Below are 18,140 nucleotides of genomic sequence, written 5' to 3'. Positions count from 1 at the left end.
ACAGCAAAGATAAAAAAGTTCATAAATCGCTTAGTAATATTTATTTAAGGTAATTAAATAATGTTACGCGCTTATCACATGCCTCATTAATGAGGTCATTAAATGCTAATTCAAGGATAAATTTTAAATATATGCACTTTTTAGTGATCTTTATTTAAGGAATAGTAATTATAAAGCGAGCACCGTGTTTTTCTTCAAGATCAAACATAACTCTTCCGCCAAGTGCTTGTGTTACTAGGTTGTAGACCAAGTGCATGCCTAAGCCGCTTGCGCCTTGTCCGCGCTTTGAAGTTACAAACGGGTCAAAAATTCTATTTTTAATGTTTTTATCAACGCCTTGACCATTGTCAGAATAAACTATTGTTAATTTTTTCCCTATCAGTTCTACGTCAAAGCGAATTTCATTATTTTCTTTACCTATAAATCCATGAATCACAGAGTTCATAAGCAACTGCTGAAATACTTGTTGCAGAGGTTCAGACTTACTATGAATAGCCAAGTCGGTCGGACAGTTAATAATAACGACAGGCTTTTTAGGCAGTAGTTCAGATTGAATCGATGTTAAAACATCACTTATTAATTTATGTACATTAATATAGGTATTAACACCGTCATCTTGAATAACGGCCACTTTTTTAAAATTAGATATCAGGTCTGCGGCACGATTTAGATTACGATAAATTAAGTCTAAGTTTTCAATACCTTCATCTATAAAGCGTTTTAGATGGCTTGAGGTAAGTTTTTTATCGTCAAAGCTTTGCTGTATATCTGCCAGTTTATCTCGAAGTAATGTAGAGCCTGTAATACCTAGCCCTATTGGTGTATTCACTTCATGGGCAACCCCAGCAACCATTTGCCCAAGCGATGCCATTTTTTCGTTTTCAACAATTTGCGTTTGGTACTGATGCATTCGCTCAAGGGTTGATAAAAGCTCTTGATTTGCTTCTCTGAGAGCGATTGTTCGCTGGTTTACTTTTTCTTCAAGGCTCTGGTTTAGTTGTTTTATTTCTTGTTTATCTTTTTCGTGGCGCTCAAGTTGCTTTTTGGTACGTGTAAGCATGATATTTAAACTATTTGAAAGAGCGGTTATTTCTTTTACATCGGTTATTGGCGCGCGTGCATCATAGTTATGATTTTTAGATACATCCTGCAATAGCATGCTTAACTGTTCTATTGGCTTGGCTATACGTCGTTGAACTTTTATAGCAATAAAGTAAACAACGATTAAAATTAATAGAGTTAATAGCACGTCTATTAATATTTTTCTCTCAATATAAGTCTCTAAACTTTCGAGGCTCCCTCGCATATACACATAACCTACTACTTGTTCGTTATCGTAAATAGGGCGGGCTAGCTCAATATGGTCACTCGTAATTCGTGGTGTTTTTAGCTCATCAACACTGTCTATTCTCAGTGGCACAGGAGGTGTTTTTTTAGCATTAAAGCTAATAAAGAAAACAGGCTTTTGGGATGCTTTTTCTATTGAGTAAATATGTATGTTTTTTACAAGGGGGATATTTTCAAATGACTTGAGGCGTTTTTCTTCTGTTTTTCTATCATCTTCAACTACTGATTTACCAGCATCAAAAGCTACAATTTCAGAAAGTATGACGAGTTTATTAATGATTAATTGCTTTTGCTCTTTTACGCTTAAATAAGTAGATATCGAAATAGATAGCGACAAGCAAATAGCTGTAATAAGCATAATTAAATTTATGAGTGCTTTGCGAATGCTACTTTGATGAACTTTTTTAGGCATTATTTCGTTATCGCCTGAATTAATTTTGATTATTTAGAGTTTTAGTTTAGCAAAGACGGGAGAAAATGAAGGAAAAAAGCTAAATTAATTCTTATATTTATGCGAAGGTTAGCTTGAGCGCGTTTGCACTCAAGCATTTTTAAAAATAATACTAGCTGCTATATACGGCAAACTTGTTATTTTTAAATACCGTTTGGTAGCTTTCAAATTGCGTTTCTAAAATAGGCGGGTATTTTAAAAAGCTATTAGCAACAATATTCAGCTTTCCTACTTTAGTTAAATGCTGTTTTGCATTTGCTAAAAATGTTTCTGCTACTGTGTAGTCGGTTGCAATACCTGTATGAAAAGGTGGATTGCTAATAATTAAATCAAACTTACCGGTAATGCTTTTAAGGCCGTCACTTAATATCGCTTCGCCTTTGATGCCGTTAAGCTTTAGAGTTTGCTGTGTTGCGTAAGTTGCCAGCGCACTTACATCACTACACACAAACTCAAGTGCTGGATTATGCAGCCCTAAAAAGGTTGCTATTAAACCTGCGCCACAACCAAAGTCGAGAACCCTACCTTGCTTAATTGTCGGTGCGTTTTCGAGTAGAACTTTCGTTCCCATATCTAAACTACCGTGATTAAACACCCCTGGGACACTAATAGCTGTAAACTCGGTGTCGGCAACATTAACAACAAACTTTTTATGGTAGGTCGTAATATCAAAGTCAGGGTGCTGGGTAATCTCAGCAAATGAGTAAAGAACGCAGTGCTTAGCTGAATCAATTTTGTTACTAAACTCAGCTTTACCAGCTAATTGCTTTTCAATTGATTTAACACCACTTTTATTTTCACCTACCACCAATAGTTCGGCATCATCAGTAATAGCAGATCGAATATTATCAAGCGCCATTAATAACTCAGGTTTTGATTTAGGATAGTAAAGAATAACTAAATCGTAGCCGTTACCAGGTATTGTGTGATTTACACAAATCTCAACGTCTTTGGTGTTTTTAGCAAACTCACCGTTAGCATGGTTGTAGCTAAATGCAGTTACCTTGCTTTGCGGGTTAAGTTTTTTAAGCTCTGTTAAAAAGCCATCTTGAACAAAGTTGACCACCAAGATAGATTTGCCCGTTAGTGCCTCGCTATTACGAAGTAACAGTAAACTTGGGTTGGTTAGTACGCTCATAAATGGCTTTGCCTTACAGTATGTTTAGTTTTATCAAAAATAAAAGTGAGTGCTTAAAGTTACAAATTACTCAGTACGTTCAAACATTAAATCCCACACGCCATGACCTAGGCGATGTCCGCGCTGCTCAAACTTAGTAAGCGGGCGCAAATCTGGACGTGGAACATAATCGTTTGTTTCTGATTGGTTTTTAAAACCAGGAGCTACATTCATTACTTCGAGCATATGCTCTGCATAGTTTTCCCAATCTGTTGCCATATGAAAAACGCCACCCATTTTCAGTTGGGCTCTTAGTTTTTCAACAAACTCAGTTTGTACAATGCGGCGTTTATGATGACGCTTTTTATGCCAAGGATCAGGGAAAAACAACTGTAGTGTTGTTAAGCTTTCATTAGGTATACAGTCTGCAAGTACTTCAACTGCATCGTGTTCAAAAATACGTAAGTTAGTAATGCCTGCTTCATCGGCATCCATTAAACAAGCACCAACGCCTGGGCGGTGTACTTCAATACCAATAAAGTTTAGGTGAGGGGCATTTGTTGCCATTTCGACAAGCGATTTACCCATACCAAAACCAATTTCTACTACTACATCGTTGTTGTTGCCAAAAACTTCGCTTAAATCAAGCATACCGTTTTTATGCTCTAGACCCATTGTTGGCCAGCATTTTTCGATTGCAGCGGCTTGGCCTTTGGTTAATCGACCTTCGCGTTTTACAAAACTGCGAATGGTGCGGATGTATTTACCTTCTTGCTTAGCTTGCTCAAGGTTAGTGTTGCTTGATTCACTCATATTATTGGCCTGACAAAAACAATGTGTTTAAAAATGGTTGCATATTATCCCTGACCGAGCCCGCAATCACAAGTATTAGCTGGTTTTACACGCCCTATAGCTTGATCTTTTTATTAACTACAATAGACTGAGCCGCCATTGAGCATCAGTAAAAGTACAATATGTTGGATTTAAATAAAGAACAGTCTAATTCGTTTTCTAATCAAGTCGTTGATTGGTATCACCTTCATGGGCGTAAAACACTTCCATGGCAGTTGGGTAAAACACCTTATAAAGTGTGGGTGTCTGAGGTGATGCTCCAGCAAACTCAAGTTATTACTGTTATCCCATATTTTGAAAAATTTATGCAAAGCTTTCCAGATATTATTGCTTTAGCCGATGCTGATGAAGATTTAGTACTGCATCACTGGACTGGCTTAGGGTATTACGCTCGTGCGCGTAACTTACATAAAACAGCTAAAATAGTAGGTGACAAGTACCAAGGCGAATTTCCGCAAACGCTTGATGAAGTAATGGATTTACCGGGAATAGGGCGCTCTACTGCCGGGGCTGTTTTATCATTGTCGCTTGGACAGCATCATCCAATTTTAGATGGAAATGTTAAGCGAGTCTTAGCGCGCTACTTTATGATAGAAGGTTGGTACGGTGTTAAAAAAGTCGAAAACCAGCTTTGGCATTTATCAGAGCAATTAACACCTAAAAATAATGTCACCGAATTTAATCAAGCTATGATGGATTTAGGTGCGAGTGTTTGCTCACGCAGTCGTTTTGATTGTGAGGCTTGCCCATTAAATTCAGGTTGTGGTGCTTTTAATGCAGGTAAAGTAAAAGAGTTTCCACATTCTAAACCTAAAAAAGCAGTGCCGAAGAAGAGTTGTCATCAGTTAATTGTTCAGTGTGGCGATAAAGTGCTTATGGAAAAACGCCCTAACAGCGGTATTTGGGGAGGACTATTTGGCTTTTTTGAATTTAATGAGTACGAGGAGCTTCAAATATTTTTAGCTCAGCAAGGATTAGAAGCCAACTTAGTAGAGCTTGAAGCGTTTATTCATGTGTTTTCACATTTTGAGCTGAAGATTAATCCGCATGTACTTAATGTTAAGAAAATTCCTGATGTAGTAAATGACAAACAATTAGTGTGGTATCCGCTTGATCAATCAATAGAGGTTGGCCTAGCAGCGCCAACTAAAAAGTTGGTTAAACAAATTACAGCAATAGTATAGAATAGCCCCATATTTAGCGTTAGAGAGAATCAATCATGGCACGTACAGTATTTTGTCAAAAGTTACAAAAAGAAGCCGAAGGGCTTGGCTTTCAGTTATACCCTGGTGAAGTTGGTGAAAAGATTTTTAATAACATCTCTAAAGAAGCGTGGAGTCAGTGGCAGCATAAGCAAACAATGCTTATTAACGAAAAGCATTTAAATATGATGGACCCAGAGCACCGCACATTTTTAGAAGAGCAAATGGTTGGCTTTTTGTTTGAAAACAAAGATGTGGAAATTGAAGGTTATCGACCGCCTGAAAAATAATATTTTAAACATTAAAAAAGGGCTAAATAGCCCTTTTTTTATGTGCGATTATTTAATCACTTAACTCATCTTCTTGCTCAGAGATTTTAATTTGTTCTTTTAAAAATTGAGCTGCCTTAGAGTATTCAATTTCTAACTTATCTCTTAAGTCTATTAATTCATCGGTAGTGAGTTCACCTTTTTTACATTTATCTTCAAATGCACTTGAAAGTTCAGCCACCGTTTGGGCACCAATTGTTTTAGAGATCGATTTTAATTGATGACACCCTTCAATAATCTCATCTAAATCGTTAACCATAACGCCTGAATTAATCCCCTTAATTAGCCCTTGGCTTTGTTCTAAATACATTTTGAAAAAGCGTAACTGTTTAGCTTCGTCACCATTTACATATTTAGCAACCGCTTCCATATCAATAGGTAGCGCCATGGTTTGATGGATAACTACATTTGGGTTTTGGCTTTGCTTATCGCTCCAGCGTTTTAAGGTGTCCTCTAACGCGTTTAGCTCTATAGGTTTGGTAATGAAGTCGTTTATACCTACGGCTAAACAACGCTCTTTTTCGCCTTTAAGTGCGTTTGCTGTCACAGCAATAATGTAAGGCTGTGCATCAATTGATTCTAATAGCTCTGCTTCGTTACGGATTTTTTCGACCATATCGTAACCCGACATTTTAGGCATGTGTAAGTCGGTTAAAATAAGTGAGTAATCACCTTTTCTCCACATATCTAAGCCTTCTTCACCGTTGTTTGCTATCTCAACGCCAAAACCTAGTATGTGTAGTTGATCGGTCAGCACTTGCTGGTTTAGGAGGTTATCTTCAACCAGTAAAATCAATTTATTTGATTTACGAGCTTGCTCAACATTTAAATAGTTATTAAGTGTTTTGGTTTTTTTAATTTGTTTAGGAGTATGCAGACCAGCAGCGACTAAAATAGACAGCATAAAGTTAGACTTACATAAAGGAGAAGCGTTAATATAAAAAATATTATTATGATTTATAGCCGCTTCATCAAGCTTGCTTAGTACAACAACTTGTTGGTTATAATCCTCTAATGAATAAAATAAACGTCTTAGCAGCGCGTTTGTTTTATCCATATTGTCTATGCCATCAGCCACCCAAATAATATCTTGCGCATGCTGATATTCTTCAGCTTCTTCTTCAGTATGTACATAAGTAATTTTAGCGCCCATAAACGATAAGTAGCGGTACATTACTTTTTCACGTTCTAGATGATTACTAACTACAATAATCCTCTTACCATTTAATGAACCTTTGTGTGCGTACTTAATTTTTCCCGATGTACTAAATGGTAATTCAACAGTAAATTCACTGCCAATTCCTGTATGACTAGTTACATGAATAGTACCTAGCATAAGCTCAGTTAAGCTTTTACAAATAGAAAGACCTAAACCTGTCCCTCCATATTCTCGGGTAATCGAATTTTCGGCTTGAATAAACGGGTTAAATATTTCGCGTAGTTGTGCTTGCGACATACCTTTACCATTATCAGTTACACAAAAGCGTAAAGTAAAGTGATCGGTCGTATTATGTACCACCTCTACTGATATTTTTACATGGCCTTGAGTTTTTTCATCAGTGCTCGTAAATTTAATTGCGTTGCTACATAGGTTATAAAGAACCTGACGTACACGTACACTATCACCGGTAAGGTTTATAGGAATATCTGGCGCTATTGCTAGCTCTAAATCAAGCTCACGTTTTTTAGCAACAGATGAGAGCACACGAGCAACTTCTTCAATAGTATCAGTTACCGAAAACGGGATAGGGTCAATATTTAGCTTTCCAGCCTCAATTTTAGAGAAGTCTAAAATATCGTCCAAAATGCTCAATAGCGAAAATGCTGATTCACGAATAATCGTACTTAAGCGATGCTGGGCGCCATCAAGTTCGGTCTGGCGCAGTAAATCAATAGTCCCTATAACCCCGTTCATCGGCGTTCTTATTTCATGACTCATTGTTGCGAGGAAGGTTGTTTTAGTTTCGCTTGCTCGTTCAGCTTTCAATGTGGCTTGCTCAAGCGCTAAAGTACGATTTTGTACTTCGCCTTCTAGACTATTTTGTAACTTATAAAGCTCTTTTTGTGCAGCATCACTCTCACTCATTGCACTTTGTACTTTTTGCAATAATAGATTGATGTGTTTTGCAACTACACCTAAGCCAATATCGAGTTGCTCGTCAACATTACTATTGTAATTAGCATCGTCGGTGATTGCCTGCAGCTCTTGCGTAAGAATGTCAGTACTTTTACGTAAGCGAGTATTAACGTACATATTAAACATTAAAGTAAGTATAAATAATGCAGCAACACACGCTATAGCAATTATATAAGCAATTACTTGAGAATCTTGAGTGCTTAAAGGTGTGGCAGGTAAATTTTGCTTAATGATAAGCTCGCCAATGGGCTGATCGTTTAACAATAGTAGGTGATGCAGGATACCTTCTTCTACTAAGTGCCTTTCAGTTTTAATAGAAGCGGTGGCTGGTTTACTGCTGCTATATACCAACTGAGTATCTGATGTAGCATTGAAGCGATATAGAGTATATTCAAAATCAGCGTCTAATAAGGAGGTTAAATCAAGTAACTGTTTTACTTTACCTTGACCATACATAGTTAATGCATCAACCATAGGCAAATCTAATCTATCGGCGAGCGTTACGATATTAACAGGTGGTTTGGGTTGCGCTGTGCTAACTTCAGTTTGCGCGTAGAATGAATGGGCAACAATAGCAAGTGCTGTTACAGCAATATTAATGATCAAAAAAAGAGGCAGTAGGCCTTTTACCGGTGAAGAGAATTTACTCTGCATTTAACGTTCCCTGGTTGGTATATTTAAATACAATAAGTCTTTATTGTATTATTGCAGTAATCGTAACATTTACGAAAAATAATTCACTACGTTTTTAGTCTGATTTAGTTATATTTATTTATAGCTATAGTCTGCTTTGTGGTAAAAATGAACGTTATTAATAAAAAACGTACTGAGTTGTCTGAAAACCGTTCAAACAGTTATAAAGAAGAAAAAAAAAGTTGACTTGTAAGGGCAAAACTCGTTTAATACGCCGCACGCCCAGATAGCTCAGTCGCTAGAGATGAGTGGGGATTGCATTAAAAATCCTTTAAGATTTTTAATTAGCACTGTTTAAGTGCCTCGATAGCTCAGTTGGTAGAGCAGAGGATTGAAAATCCTCGTGTCCCTGGTTCGATTCCGGGTCGAGGCACCATTTATTAAAGTAGTGGTGTTTAATCAACAGTTTAAACATTATTACGCGTGCCTTAGCACACAGTTTTGTGTGCCGACTTAGCTCAGCTGGTAGAGCAACTGACTTGTAATCAGTAGGTCAACCGTTCGACTCGGTTAGTCGGCACCATTTATTTAAAGTAGTTTGAAAAGAAAGCTGTAATCAGTAGTCTGTTCAAATTACCCGTCGACTCGGTTAGTCGGCACCATTTATAAAGCTAAAAGTTAAATAATTATTTTATTTTTAGTTAGCACAGTTTATGTGCCTCGATAGCTCAGTCGGTAGAGCAGAGGATTGAAAATCCTCGTGTCCGTGGTTCGATTCCGCGTCGAGGCACCATTTACTTTAAGTTCTCAATCTTTAAAATTGAACGTGCCTTAGCACACAGTTTTGTGTGCCGACTTAGCTCAGCTGGTAGAGCAACTGACTTGTAATCAGTAGGTCAACCGTTCGACTCGGTTAGTCGGCACCATTTATAAAGCTAAAAGTTAAATAATTATTTTATTTTTAGTTAGCACAGTTTATGTGCCTCGATAGCTCAGTCGGTAGAGCAGAGGATTGAAAATCCTCGTGTCCGTGGTTCGATTCCGCGTCGAGGCACCATTTATTGAAAAGCCTTGCTTATGCAAGGTTTTTTTATTTTAAGTGCTTTATAAAAGTTCTCAATCTTTAAAATTGAACGTGCCTTAGCACACAGTTTTGTGTGCCGACTTAGCTCAGCTGGTAGAGCAACTGACTTGTAATCAGTAGGTCAACCGTTCGACTCGGTTAGTCGGCACCATTTATTCAAAAGCCTCGCTTATAGCGAGGCTTTTTTGTTTTCAACTTGAGAATTAAAAATACCCATAGTTAAGAGCAAAGCAACTGACTTGTAATCAGTAGTCTGTATAAGTTATCCGTTCGACTTAGTTAGTCGGCACCATTTATTCAAAAGCCTCGCTTATAGCGGGGCTTTTCTGTTTCTATATGTCTAATACCAATCCGCAATAATACTTAATTAATTTGAGTGATTAAATCTGCCGTTAACTGCGTTAAAAATTTCTGATATAGGACAAAAATAACGAAATTTTTGCCTTGTTATCGACACGATTTTCTTACCTCAAAATAGATCACTTAATTAAGCGAATTGGTATAATCTCTTAGACACACTACAAAAAGTTAATTTTTTATTATTAAAAATTGCTGATCATTTGCTCATTTTTACCGTATAACTGGCTATTATGTTAGTTCATCGCTAGCTATGTAATGTTATGTAAAGTAGGTTGAGCAAAAGTTGCCAAAGTGCTTGAATTACGTTCATAAATAGCAGTAATTTAGGTTTAATTATGATTTGGCAATGCAAGCCAACCCTATTGGCAATTAGTGTGATGCTGCTTAGCGGCTGTGCGAGTGATTTTAACTCGTCGCAGCGCATGCAAGCGCCTAATAATATGCCACATCAATGGCAGCAAGAAGCATCAAGCTCGGTATTAAAAGTACAAGAGCAATGGCTTACACAACTACAAAACCCTACGCTTAACAAATTTGTACAACAAGCACTTAAAAATAACCAACAGCTTTTACAAACTAGTTACGATGTAGAAATTCAAAAACAACAGCTTATAGTATCGGGTGCTGCGCTTTGGCCTAGCCTCGATTTATCAACGCGTACTAGCCGTAGTAAAGACAACCGCCCAGTGAGTTACGATAATGCAAGTTCAGTGAGTCTAGAGCTAACTTATGAGGTGGACTTATGGGGCAAGCTTTCTGATTCAAAGCGTGAAGCTAACCTTACTTATTTAGCGCAACAGGCACGGTTTGAGCAAGCTAAACAGCAACTCGTTGCTGATGTGGTAACAGGCTGGTTTGATGTTGTTACATCGCAACAATTACTCGATTTATTTAAACGTCGCGAAGCCAACGCACAGCAAAACCTAGATATTATCGAGTCTGGCTATCGCCAAGGTATAAACGAAGCACTCGATGTATATTTAGCCCGTAATGAGCTCAATACTGAACGCGCTCGCATTGCCACTCAAACGGCAAACCTATCGGCTTCAGCACGTGTACTTGAGCGTTTACTGGGTGAATACCCAAAAGGTGCCATTACTGCTAGTAGCGACTTACCCGTTATTAATACCGATATTCCACTAGGCTTACCTTCTGAACTTATAACACGTAAACCTACGCTGCGAGCAAGTTGGTATGATCTTTTAGCCACCGACGCTTCATTGGCGTATGCGCACAAACAACGCTTTCCAAGTTTAGATTTAACAGCTTCACTAAGTGATAGCACCGACAGAGTAAGCGACTTGTTTTCTCCATCAAGCCTTGCATGGTCGTTATTAGGTAGTATTTCAGCACCACTTTTTGAGGGCGGACGCTTAAAAGCGAATGAAGAAATAGCGCGCCTTAATACTCAAAAGCAAGAGCAACTTTATTTGCAAACGCTTTACGATGCATTTGGTGATGTAGAAAATGCGATTTCACAGCAGCAGTCTCTTAAATCACAATATAGCAGCACCCTTGAGGCGCAAGAAAACGCACTTGCAGCAGAGCAGTTGTCGTTTGAGCAATATCAAAGTGGCTTGGTAACTTACACTACGGTGCTTGACGCACAAGATAGGTCTTTCGATGCACAAAGCTCCTTAATCGACATTAAAAACCAATTAATAGCTAACAGAATTAACTTACACGTTGCCCTTGGTGGTGATTTTGCAAAGCCCTCAAGTGAACTAAAGAGCAATAATGATGAAAACTAAAACAGCAAAAATTATTATTCCAGCGGTGGTTATTATTGCCACTATTTTAATTGTTATGTTTATTAAAGGTAATCCGCCAGAGGCTAAACGCTTTGGCTCACCTCCTAAAGCATCAATAAGTGTGGCTGCGCTTGAGCTTAAACCACAAAATTACCAAGTGATGATTGATAGCTACGGTACGGTAAAACCACGTACACAAAGTTTATTAGTTGCTCAGGCATCTGGGCAAATAATTGAAGTAAGTGATGACTTTAGAGAAGGCGGCTTTTTTGAAAAGGGCGACGTACTTTTAAAGCTAGACGATAGAGATCATCAAGCTGAAGTTAAATCTGCTCAAGCCAATTTATTAACGGCAGAGCAAGGCTTATTAGAAGAAAAAGCGCGTGGACAACAAGCTATTACTGATTGGAAACGCCTTGGCGGCTCAAATCAGGCAAGCAGCCTAGTACTGCGTGAACCACAACTTGCAGCAGCCGAAGCAGAAGTTTTATCGGCGCAAGCAGTACTTGAAAAAGCCATGCTTGATTTAGAGCGCACTAAAGTAACCGCGCCATATGCGGGTCGTATACTTAGCCGTAGTGTTGATTTGGGGCAAGTTGTTACTAACAATACCCAGCTTGCCACTATTTACGCAATCGATAGCGTAGAGATTCGTTTACCGATTAAAAATAAAGATCTTCCGTTCGTAAATTTACCTGAGCAATATCGTGATGGCGCCAAAAATCAAGCAGGTTCAATTGTTAAATTTACCTCTGACTTAGTGGGTGAGCAAACGTGGCAAGGGCAGCTAGCGCGTACCGAAGGTGCTATAGATGAAGGTGCACAACAGCTTTACGTAGTTGCTAAAATTAACGACCCATATAAAGCAACGGCTAATAACCAGTACCCGATAAAAATAGGGCAATACATAAAGGCGCAAATTACCGGTAAAACAGTTCCTAACGCACTTATAATCCCTAACAGTACAATATATCAAGGGACGTATGTTTATGTTGTTGAAGAGGGTGTACTTAAGCGTAAAGACATTACACTTGCTTGGCAAAATGCGACACAAGCGATGATAAAAACGGGATTAAATCCAAATGATAAACTGGTTATTACTCCACTAGGGCAAGTGAGTTCTGGTACTCAGGTAAGTATTTTAGGCGAACAAAGCACAGAGCAACCTAAAAGCCGAGGAGCTAATGGGCAAGGTAAAGGAAAGCGCCCGACGCCAGAGCAGCTTGAGCAAAAAGCAAAAGAGCAGGGTATTAGTGTTGAAGAGCTAAAAAAACGCCGCGCAGCAAAGCAAGGAGATAAGCCATGATCGCTTGGTTTGCCAAAAACCATGTTGCTGCTAACTTATTGCTAGTAACGCTGTTACTGTCGGGACTTTTTAGCTTATCAAGCAAAATACCGCTTGAGGTATTTCCTTCATTCGAAACTGACATGATAAGCGTAAATGTAAGTTTGCGTGGTTCAACACCAGAGGATGTAGAGCAAGGTGTAACTATACGAATAGAAGAAGCAGTGCAAGATTTAGAGGGCATAAAGCAAATATTTAGTCGCTCTTCTGAAGGTTCAGGCTCTGTGACAATAGAGGTGGAAAGCGGCTACGACCCTCGTGAGCTTTTAGCTGATATAAAAAGTCGTGTAGACGCAATTAACACTTTTCCAGCCGATGCTGAAAAGCCGATAGTAGCGCTTGCTGAGCGAATTCGTGAAGTTATCGCGGTTACCGTATCGAGTGACTATGGCGAAAAAGAAACCCGCGAATACGCAGAAACAGTACGCGATCAAATCCTACGTTTACCTAATGTAACGCAGGTAGAGCTAAGTGGCGTTCGTGATTACGAAATAGCCATTGAAGTAAGCCAAGATATTCTTCGTCAGTACGATTTAAGCTTGGCACAAATATCGAGTGCTATTTCTAACTCAAGCTCAGATATTTCTGCTGGTAACTTAAAAACAGAAGGCGGAGACGTACTTATAAGCTCTAAAGGGCAAGCATATCGTAAAGATGAATTTGCCAGTATTGTTGTTAAAAACCAAGCCGATGGCACTATTATTCGCTTAGGTGATATAGCGACTATAAAAGATGATTTTGAAGAAACACCAGTACGTACTCGCTTTAATGGTAAGCAAGCTGCATTTATCGACGTATATCGAATTGGTCCACAAAGTGCGATTACAGTTGCTGACGATGTTAAAAACTACATAAAAGAGCAACAAAGCTCTCTCCCGCAAGGGTTTGAACTAAGTTACTGGGATGATGATTCGGAGCTGGTTAAAAGTCGTATTTCGACCCTTACTACCAATGCTTTACAAGGCGGTATTTTAGTACTGGCTTTACTTACTTTGTTTTTACGCCCTGCAATTGCATTTTGGGTATTTATTGGTATTCCGGTTTCGTTTATGGGCGCGTTTATAGCGATGCCTATTTTTGGCGTAACCCTTAATATTATGAGCTTATTTGGCTTTATATTGGTACTGGGGATTGTTGTTGATGACGCCATAGTTACCGGTGAAAACGTCTACACCCATCTAAAAACGGCTAAGTCGGGCGAGCAAGCCGCAATTTTAGGTACTCAGGAAGTAGCAACACCAGTAACATTTGGTGTGTTGACTACCGTTGCTGCCTTTTTACCTTTGGCCTTTATTGAAGGGGCGCGTGGTGCCTTGTTTGCACAAATACCGGTAGTGGTTATTCCGGTATTATTGTTTTCATTGATTGAATCTAAATTTGTACTACCAGCACATTTAAAATATATAAAACTACGCCACGAAAAAGGCGAACCTTCAAAGTTTGATGTTATTCAACAGCGTTTTGCAGATGGATTTGAAAACGCGATTTTAAAATACTATCAACCCACTTTAAATTTAGCACTGCGCCATAAATTGGCTTCGGTAAGCTTGTTTATTGGTGTATTTGTTATAATTTTAACCATGATCACCAGCGGTTGGACTAAGTTTGTATTTTTCCCGCGCATACCAAGCGAAACAGTCCGCGTTAACTTAACACTACCAACAGGTACACCGTTTGAAGTAACGAATAAATACGTAATTGACATGTCGCAAAAGGCGCAGCAATTACAAGAAAAATACCGCGATCCAGATACTGGCGAAAGCGTTATTTTAAATATATTAGCCACAACAGGCGGGCGTGGTGGTGTATCTAATTCAGGCTCTGTACGCTTTGAAATAACACCGGCTGAAAAGCGTGAATCAGACATAGGATCACGAGAACTTGCCAGCGAATGGCGCGATTTAATTGGTGTGATACCAGGCGCCGAAAGTTTAACGTTTAGAGCCGAAATTGGCCGAAGTTCAGACCCAATTGATGTTCAGCTTAGCGGCACTTCGTTGACTATTTTACAAGACGTGGCTGATCACATTAAAACCCGTTTATCGACCTATCCAACGGTATTTGATATTGCCGATAGTATGTCCGACGGTAAAGAAGAGTTACAAATAGAGCTTACGCAACAAGGTTTGGCGCTGGGCTTAAATAGAGTCAATGTAGCTGGACAAGTACGTAACTCGTTTTTTGGCTCGCAAGCACAACGTATTCAGCGAGGCAGAGACGATGTACGTGTAATGGTACGCTTACCTATAGATGAGCGCCGCTCTGTAGCTGACCTACAAAACATACTTATAAATACGCCTGATGGAGGCTCAGTGCCTTTATCGCACGTGGCAACACTTACTGCTGGGCAAAGTCCATCAACTATTAATCGAATAGACCGTTACCGCACATTAAACGTAACAGCCGATATCGAAAAAAATAATACCAACATGACCATACTGCAGGCTGACCTAACGGAGTATTTAGATGGGTTAATGCAGCAATATCCTGGAGTAGATTACAAACTAGAAGGTGAGGCTAAAGAGCAAAGAGAGTCGTTTGGTTCGTTGGCTTGGGCACTTGTGTTTGTATTTTTTATTATTTATGCGCTATTAGCAATACCGCTTAAATCTTACTTACAACCAATCATAGTAATGAGTGTAATCCCATTTGGCATGATAGGTGCTGTAGTAGGGCATTGGATTATGGGAATGGACTTAACTATTATGAGTTTACTCGGTATGCTTGCGCTAACCGGGGTGGTGGTAAATGATTCGCTTGTACTCGTTGATTTTATTAATAAAAAGCGCAGTGAAGGTGGTAAAGTTCTCGATGCTATAAAAATTGCAGGTGCATCACGTTTTCGCCCTGTAATGCTAACTAGTTTAACGACCTTTATTGGCTTAATGCCATTACTGTTTGAAAAAGCGACTCAGGCACAGTTTTTAATACCAATGGCGGTGAGCTTAGGGTTTGGGATTATTTTTGCAACTTTCATTACTTTATTGTTAGTACCAATAAACTACATGCTAATGGAGCGTTTTCAAAGTTGGTTTAAATAACTTCACTCTTAAATACGTGATTATTAAAGCTGTAGGTAAGTAATTACCTGCGGCTTTTTTTATAAGCTAAAAAGTAATATTAGACAATTGAAGATAAGTGAATAAAAAATTTAGATAAATATAAGAGTAAACAGGAAGGTTAATTTTTTTGATAAAGCCTTTTAAAGGCGAGGGTTTGCTAAAAAGGTGTTCCCCAAGATACGGTACTCGGTTTCAGTCCTGAAACCAGAAGGTTTCAGGGCGGGAATCTGCGGTTTACCGTAGGCTTCTCGGTACATGCCGAGCCTGCACAATAGTAGACGAACAGAAACCCTGGTATAAAATTTATCGGCTCAGGGACTTAACTAAGCTCCGGTACCCCAGGGAACAATTTAAGTATATAAGACATAATCCAATCCTTAAACCCCAAACGTAAAAAATTAAACCGTTCGCTTAGTTTTTCCGCACCTTTAACTCATCATTTACTTTATCGCATGGTTTTTGAGCTTGATCATACAATTAATTGGAGTTGCTTTTTATCGAGTGGTAGCATTGCCTTAACTTGCAAAGCGAAGATTCGATTATGAACGATTTACCCGATTACGAAAAAGCTCAACTGCTTTTAGAAAAAAACGAAATATTTGTATCACCTGCCGAAGCGCATGGTGTGATTAGTGGTTTACTTGCGTGTGGTTTAACCATTGACGACAAAGAATACTTAGGCCTTTTGAGCGATGTGTTTAACGATGGTGAATCGTTTAGTAACGATTTAAAGCAGTTTTTTGGCACTATATATAAGCAAGTAGTCGCGAGCTTTAATGATGATGAATTTCAGTTTGATTTATTTTTACCAAGCGACGACGAAACACTCATCGATCAGGCTAATGGCCTCGTATCATGGGTAGCGGGTTTTATGCTTGGTTTTGGTTTAAAGCAAAAAGACTACGGTAAACTATCGAGCGATGTTAAAGAAGTTATTACTGACTTTAGCGAAATCACTCGCCTAGATACTACTTTTGAAGAAACCGAAGAAGACAGCCAAGCGCTGCACGAAGTGATTGAATATGTGCGTGTATCAGCACTACTTTGTTTTGCAGAGCTAGGTAAAGAGCAAAGCACGCAAAGTACTAAAAAAACGCTTCATTAACTTTTAAAAAGTAAAACGGGTTGGTTAATAATGGTTGAAGTACAAAAGTCAGAATTTAAAGCACGTCGCGAGCGCTTACTTGCTCAAATGGATGAAAATAGCGTTGCTATTATTCCCGCTGCGAGCGAAGTTACGCGCAGCCGCGATACCGAATATGCATTTAGACAAGATAGCGACTTTTTTTACTTAACTGGCTTTAACGAACCCGACGCCGTACTTGTACTCTGTAATAACAGCGATGCACCCAGTACTTTATTTTGCCTAGATAAAGACAAGCTTGCAGAAATTTGGCATGGCCGCAGAGTTGGCTTTGATAAAGCTAAAAGTGACTACTTGTTTGATGAAGCTTACCCGCTAAGTGAATTAAACGATAAGACACTCGATATGCTAAATGCAAAAAATGCGCTGTATTTTGCACAAGGTGCTTCCCCCTCATTTGATACCAAAGTGTTTTCGTTACTAGGTACACTTCGAAGTGGCTCTCGAAAAGGCCTTAAAGCACCGAGTACTTTAAAAGAAATACGTGGCCTTATTCACGAAATGCGTTTGTTTAAATCGCCAAGTGAAATAGATGTTATGCGAGAAGGCTGCGAAATTAGTGCGCGAGGGCACATGCGCGCCATGCGTTTTTCATATGCCGGAGCTACTGAATTTCAGCTAGAGGCTGAGCTACATCATCATTATGCTATGAATGGTGCGCCTCATCCTGCGTACGGCACAATTGTTGGTAGTGGCGACAACGCCAATATTTTACATTACACACAAAATAGCGATGTTTTAAAAAGTGGTGACCTAGTACTTATAGACTCCGGTTGTGAGTTACAAGGTTACGCTGCTGATATAACGCGTACATTTCCGGTAAATGGTCAATTTAGTGAAGAGCAAGCCGCGCTTTATAATATTGTACTTAAAGCGCAAGAAGTTGCTTTTGATGAAGTAAAACCCGGTGGTTATATGTCGTATGCTAATAAACTAGCAATGGAAGTAATGACCCAAGGTTTACTCGATTTAGGTATTTTAACCGGCGACTTTGACGAGCTAATGGCAAAAGGTGCGTGTAAAGAATATTACATGCACGGGCTTGGGCATTGGCTTGGTTTAGATGTACATGATGTTGGCGAATACAAAGTAAATAACGCTGAGCGTGCATTTGAGCCCGGTATGGTACTCACCATAGAGCCAGGGCTTTATATAAGCGAAGACTCAAGCGCACCGCAAAAATACAAAGGCATTGGCATTCGTATCGAAGATAACTTGCTAGTTACCGAAACCGGCCATGAAAACTTGACCCTAAGCGTACCTAAAAAAATTAGCGATATAGAAGCACTTATGCAAAGTGCTAAAAACGTATAAAGCTCGGAGAGT

11 protein-coding genes, 6 tRNA genes and 1 other RNA gene are annotated in these 18,140 nt (G+C 39.0%); 13 read left to right on the top strand and 5 right to left on the bottom strand.

The features are described 5' to 3' along the window. Positions 1-154: 154 nt before the first annotated feature. From PARC_RS14560 to trmB, 3 genes are all read right to left on the bottom strand, one after another. Positions 155-1,759: a sensor histidine kinase gene (locus tag PARC_RS14560; RefSeq protein WP_010554907.1), complete on the bottom strand. Its 1,605-nt coding sequence runs from the start codon at positions 1,757-1,759 to the stop codon at positions 155-157. Positions 1,760-1,910: 151 nt separating this feature from the next. After that, positions 1,911-2,936 (bottom strand): methyltransferase, encoded by a 1,026-nt coding sequence (locus PARC_RS14555; protein ID WP_010554906.1) that lies wholly within the window; start codon positions 2,934-2,936, stop codon positions 1,911-1,913. Positions 2,937-3,002: 66 nt separating this feature from the next. Continuing rightward, positions 3,003-3,728 (bottom strand): tRNA (guanosine(46)-N7)-methyltransferase TrmB, encoded by a 726-nt coding sequence (gene trmB, locus PARC_RS14550; protein WP_007582957.1) that lies wholly within the window; start codon positions 3,726-3,728, stop codon positions 3,003-3,005. A gap of 161 nt (positions 3,729-3,889) precedes the next feature. Here trmB and mutY point away from each other — a divergent pair, with 161 nt between their 5' ends. Then, the gene (gene mutY / locus PARC_RS14545) at positions 3,890-4,951 is read left to right on the top strand and encodes an A/G-specific adenine glycosylase (protein ID WP_010554905.1); all 1,062 of its coding nucleotides are present in this window, start codon (positions 3,890-3,892) and stop codon (positions 4,949-4,951) included. A 35-nt stretch (positions 4,952-4,986) separates the two neighbouring features. Next, positions 4,987-5,259: an oxidative damage protection protein gene (locus PARC_RS14540; RefSeq protein ID WP_010554904.1), complete on the top strand. Its 273-nt coding sequence runs from the start codon at positions 4,987-4,989 to the stop codon at positions 5,257-5,259. A gap of 52 nt (positions 5,260-5,311) precedes the next feature. Here PARC_RS14540 and PARC_RS14535 read toward each other — a convergent pair whose 3' ends face one another. Beyond that, the gene (locus PARC_RS14535) at positions 5,312-8,089 is read right to left on the bottom strand and encodes an ATP-binding protein (RefSeq protein WP_010554903.1); all 2,778 of its coding nucleotides are present in this window, start codon (positions 8,087-8,089) and stop codon (positions 5,312-5,314) included. 339 nt (positions 8,090-8,428) lie between these two features. Here PARC_RS14535 and PARC_RS14530 point away from each other — a divergent pair. The 9 genes from PARC_RS14530 (at position 8,429) to PARC_RS14485 (ending at position 15,649) form a co-directional block, all read left to right on the top strand. Continuing rightward, positions 8,429-8,504, top strand: a tRNA-Phe gene (locus PARC_RS14530). Between the two features lie 71 nt (positions 8,505-8,575). Beyond that, positions 8,576-8,651: transfer RNA gene (locus PARC_RS14525), tRNA-Thr, on the top strand. 134 nt (positions 8,652-8,785) lie between these two features. Further along, positions 8,786-8,861: transfer RNA gene (locus PARC_RS14520), tRNA-Phe, on the top strand. A 57-nt stretch (positions 8,862-8,918) separates the two neighbouring features. Continuing rightward, positions 8,919-8,994: transfer RNA gene (locus tag PARC_RS14515), tRNA-Thr, on the top strand. Between the two features lie 55 nt (positions 8,995-9,049). After that, positions 9,050-9,125 (top strand) — tRNA-Phe (locus tag PARC_RS14510). 102 nt (positions 9,126-9,227) lie between these two features. Continuing rightward, positions 9,228-9,303 (top strand) — tRNA-Thr (locus tag PARC_RS14505). Positions 9,304-9,847: 544 nt separating this feature from the next. Continuing rightward, a complete protein-coding gene (locus PARC_RS14495; protein ID WP_010554902.1) occupies positions 9,848-11,263 on the top strand; it encodes an efflux transporter outer membrane subunit in 1,416 nt (471 codons plus the stop codon). Beyond that, positions 11,253-12,569 (top strand): efflux RND transporter periplasmic adaptor subunit, encoded by a 1,317-nt coding sequence (locus PARC_RS14490; protein WP_010554901.1) that lies wholly within the window; start codon positions 11,253-11,255, stop codon positions 12,567-12,569. Before PARC_RS14495 ends, PARC_RS14490 begins: the two co-directional genes overlap by 11 nt. Continuing rightward, positions 12,566-15,649 carry an efflux RND transporter permease subunit gene (locus PARC_RS14485; RefSeq protein ID WP_010554900.1) on the top strand — a complete coding sequence of 1,028 codons (3,084 nt, stop codon included), beginning with the start codon at positions 12,566-12,568 and terminating at the stop codon, positions 15,647-15,649. Before PARC_RS14490 ends, PARC_RS14485 begins: the two co-directional genes overlap by 4 nt. Positions 15,650-15,835: 186 nt before the next feature. Here PARC_RS14485 and ssrS read toward each other — a convergent pair. Further along, positions 15,836-16,018, bottom strand: a non-coding RNA gene (gene ssrS, locus PARC_RS14480) — 6S RNA. A gap of 193 nt (positions 16,019-16,211) precedes the next feature. Here ssrS and PARC_RS14475 point away from each other — a divergent pair. Then, a complete protein-coding gene (locus PARC_RS14475) occupies positions 16,212-16,775 on the top strand; it encodes a UPF0149 family protein (RefSeq protein ID WP_007587323.1) in 564 nt (187 codons plus the stop codon). A 30-nt stretch (positions 16,776-16,805) separates the two neighbouring features. Beyond that, positions 16,806-18,128 carry a Xaa-Pro aminopeptidase gene (gene pepP / locus PARC_RS14470; protein WP_010554899.1) on the top strand — a complete coding sequence of 441 codons (1,323 nt, stop codon included), beginning with the start codon at positions 16,806-16,808 and terminating at the stop codon, positions 18,126-18,128. The last annotated feature ends 12 nt before the right edge of the window (positions 18,129-18,140 follow it).

It is taken from the genome of Pseudoalteromonas arctica A 37-1-2, from assembly GCF_000238395.3.
GTDB classification, from domain to species: Bacteria; Pseudomonadota; Gammaproteobacteria; order Enterobacterales; family Alteromonadaceae; genus Pseudoalteromonas; species Pseudoalteromonas arctica.
Note: the sequence above shows the minus strand (reverse complement) of the source record. Positions and strands in the feature narration are given on the sequence as shown.

Excerpts from the sequence above, each read along its gene's own strand:
- PARC_RS14560 (WP_010554907.1), bottom strand. The coding sequence starts at position 1,759 with ATGCCTAAAAAAGTTCATCAAAGTAGCATTCGCAAAGCACTCATAAAT.
- PARC_RS14555 (WP_010554906.1), bottom strand. The coding sequence starts at position 2,936 with ATGAGCGTACTAACCAACCCAAGTTTACTGTTACTTCGTAATAGCGAG.
- trmB (WP_007582957.1), bottom strand. The coding sequence starts at position 3,728 with ATGAGTGAATCAAGCAACACTAACCTTGAGCAAGCTAAGCAAGAAGGT.
- mutY (WP_010554905.1), top strand. The coding sequence starts at position 3,890 with ATGTTGGATTTAAATAAAGAACAGTCTAATTCGTTTTCTAATCAAGTC.
- PARC_RS14540 (WP_010554904.1), top strand. The coding sequence starts at position 4,987 with ATGGCACGTACAGTATTTTGTCAAAAGTTACAAAAAGAAGCCGAAGGG.
- PARC_RS14535 (WP_010554903.1), bottom strand. The coding sequence starts at position 8,089 with ATGCAGAGTAAATTCTCTTCACCGGTAAAAGGCCTACTGCCTCTTTTT.
- PARC_RS14495 (WP_010554902.1), top strand. The coding sequence starts at position 9,848 with ATGATTTGGCAATGCAAGCCAACCCTATTGGCAATTAGTGTGATGCTG.
- PARC_RS14490 (WP_010554901.1), top strand. The coding sequence starts at position 11,253 with ATGAAAACTAAAACAGCAAAAATTATTATTCCAGCGGTGGTTATTATT.
- PARC_RS14485 (WP_010554900.1), top strand. The coding sequence starts at position 12,566 with ATGATCGCTTGGTTTGCCAAAAACCATGTTGCTGCTAACTTATTGCTA.
- PARC_RS14475 (WP_007587323.1), top strand. The coding sequence starts at position 16,212 with ATGAACGATTTACCCGATTACGAAAAAGCTCAACTGCTTTTAGAAAAA.
- pepP (WP_010554899.1), top strand. The coding sequence starts at position 16,806 with ATGGTTGAAGTACAAAAGTCAGAATTTAAAGCACGTCGCGAGCGCTTA.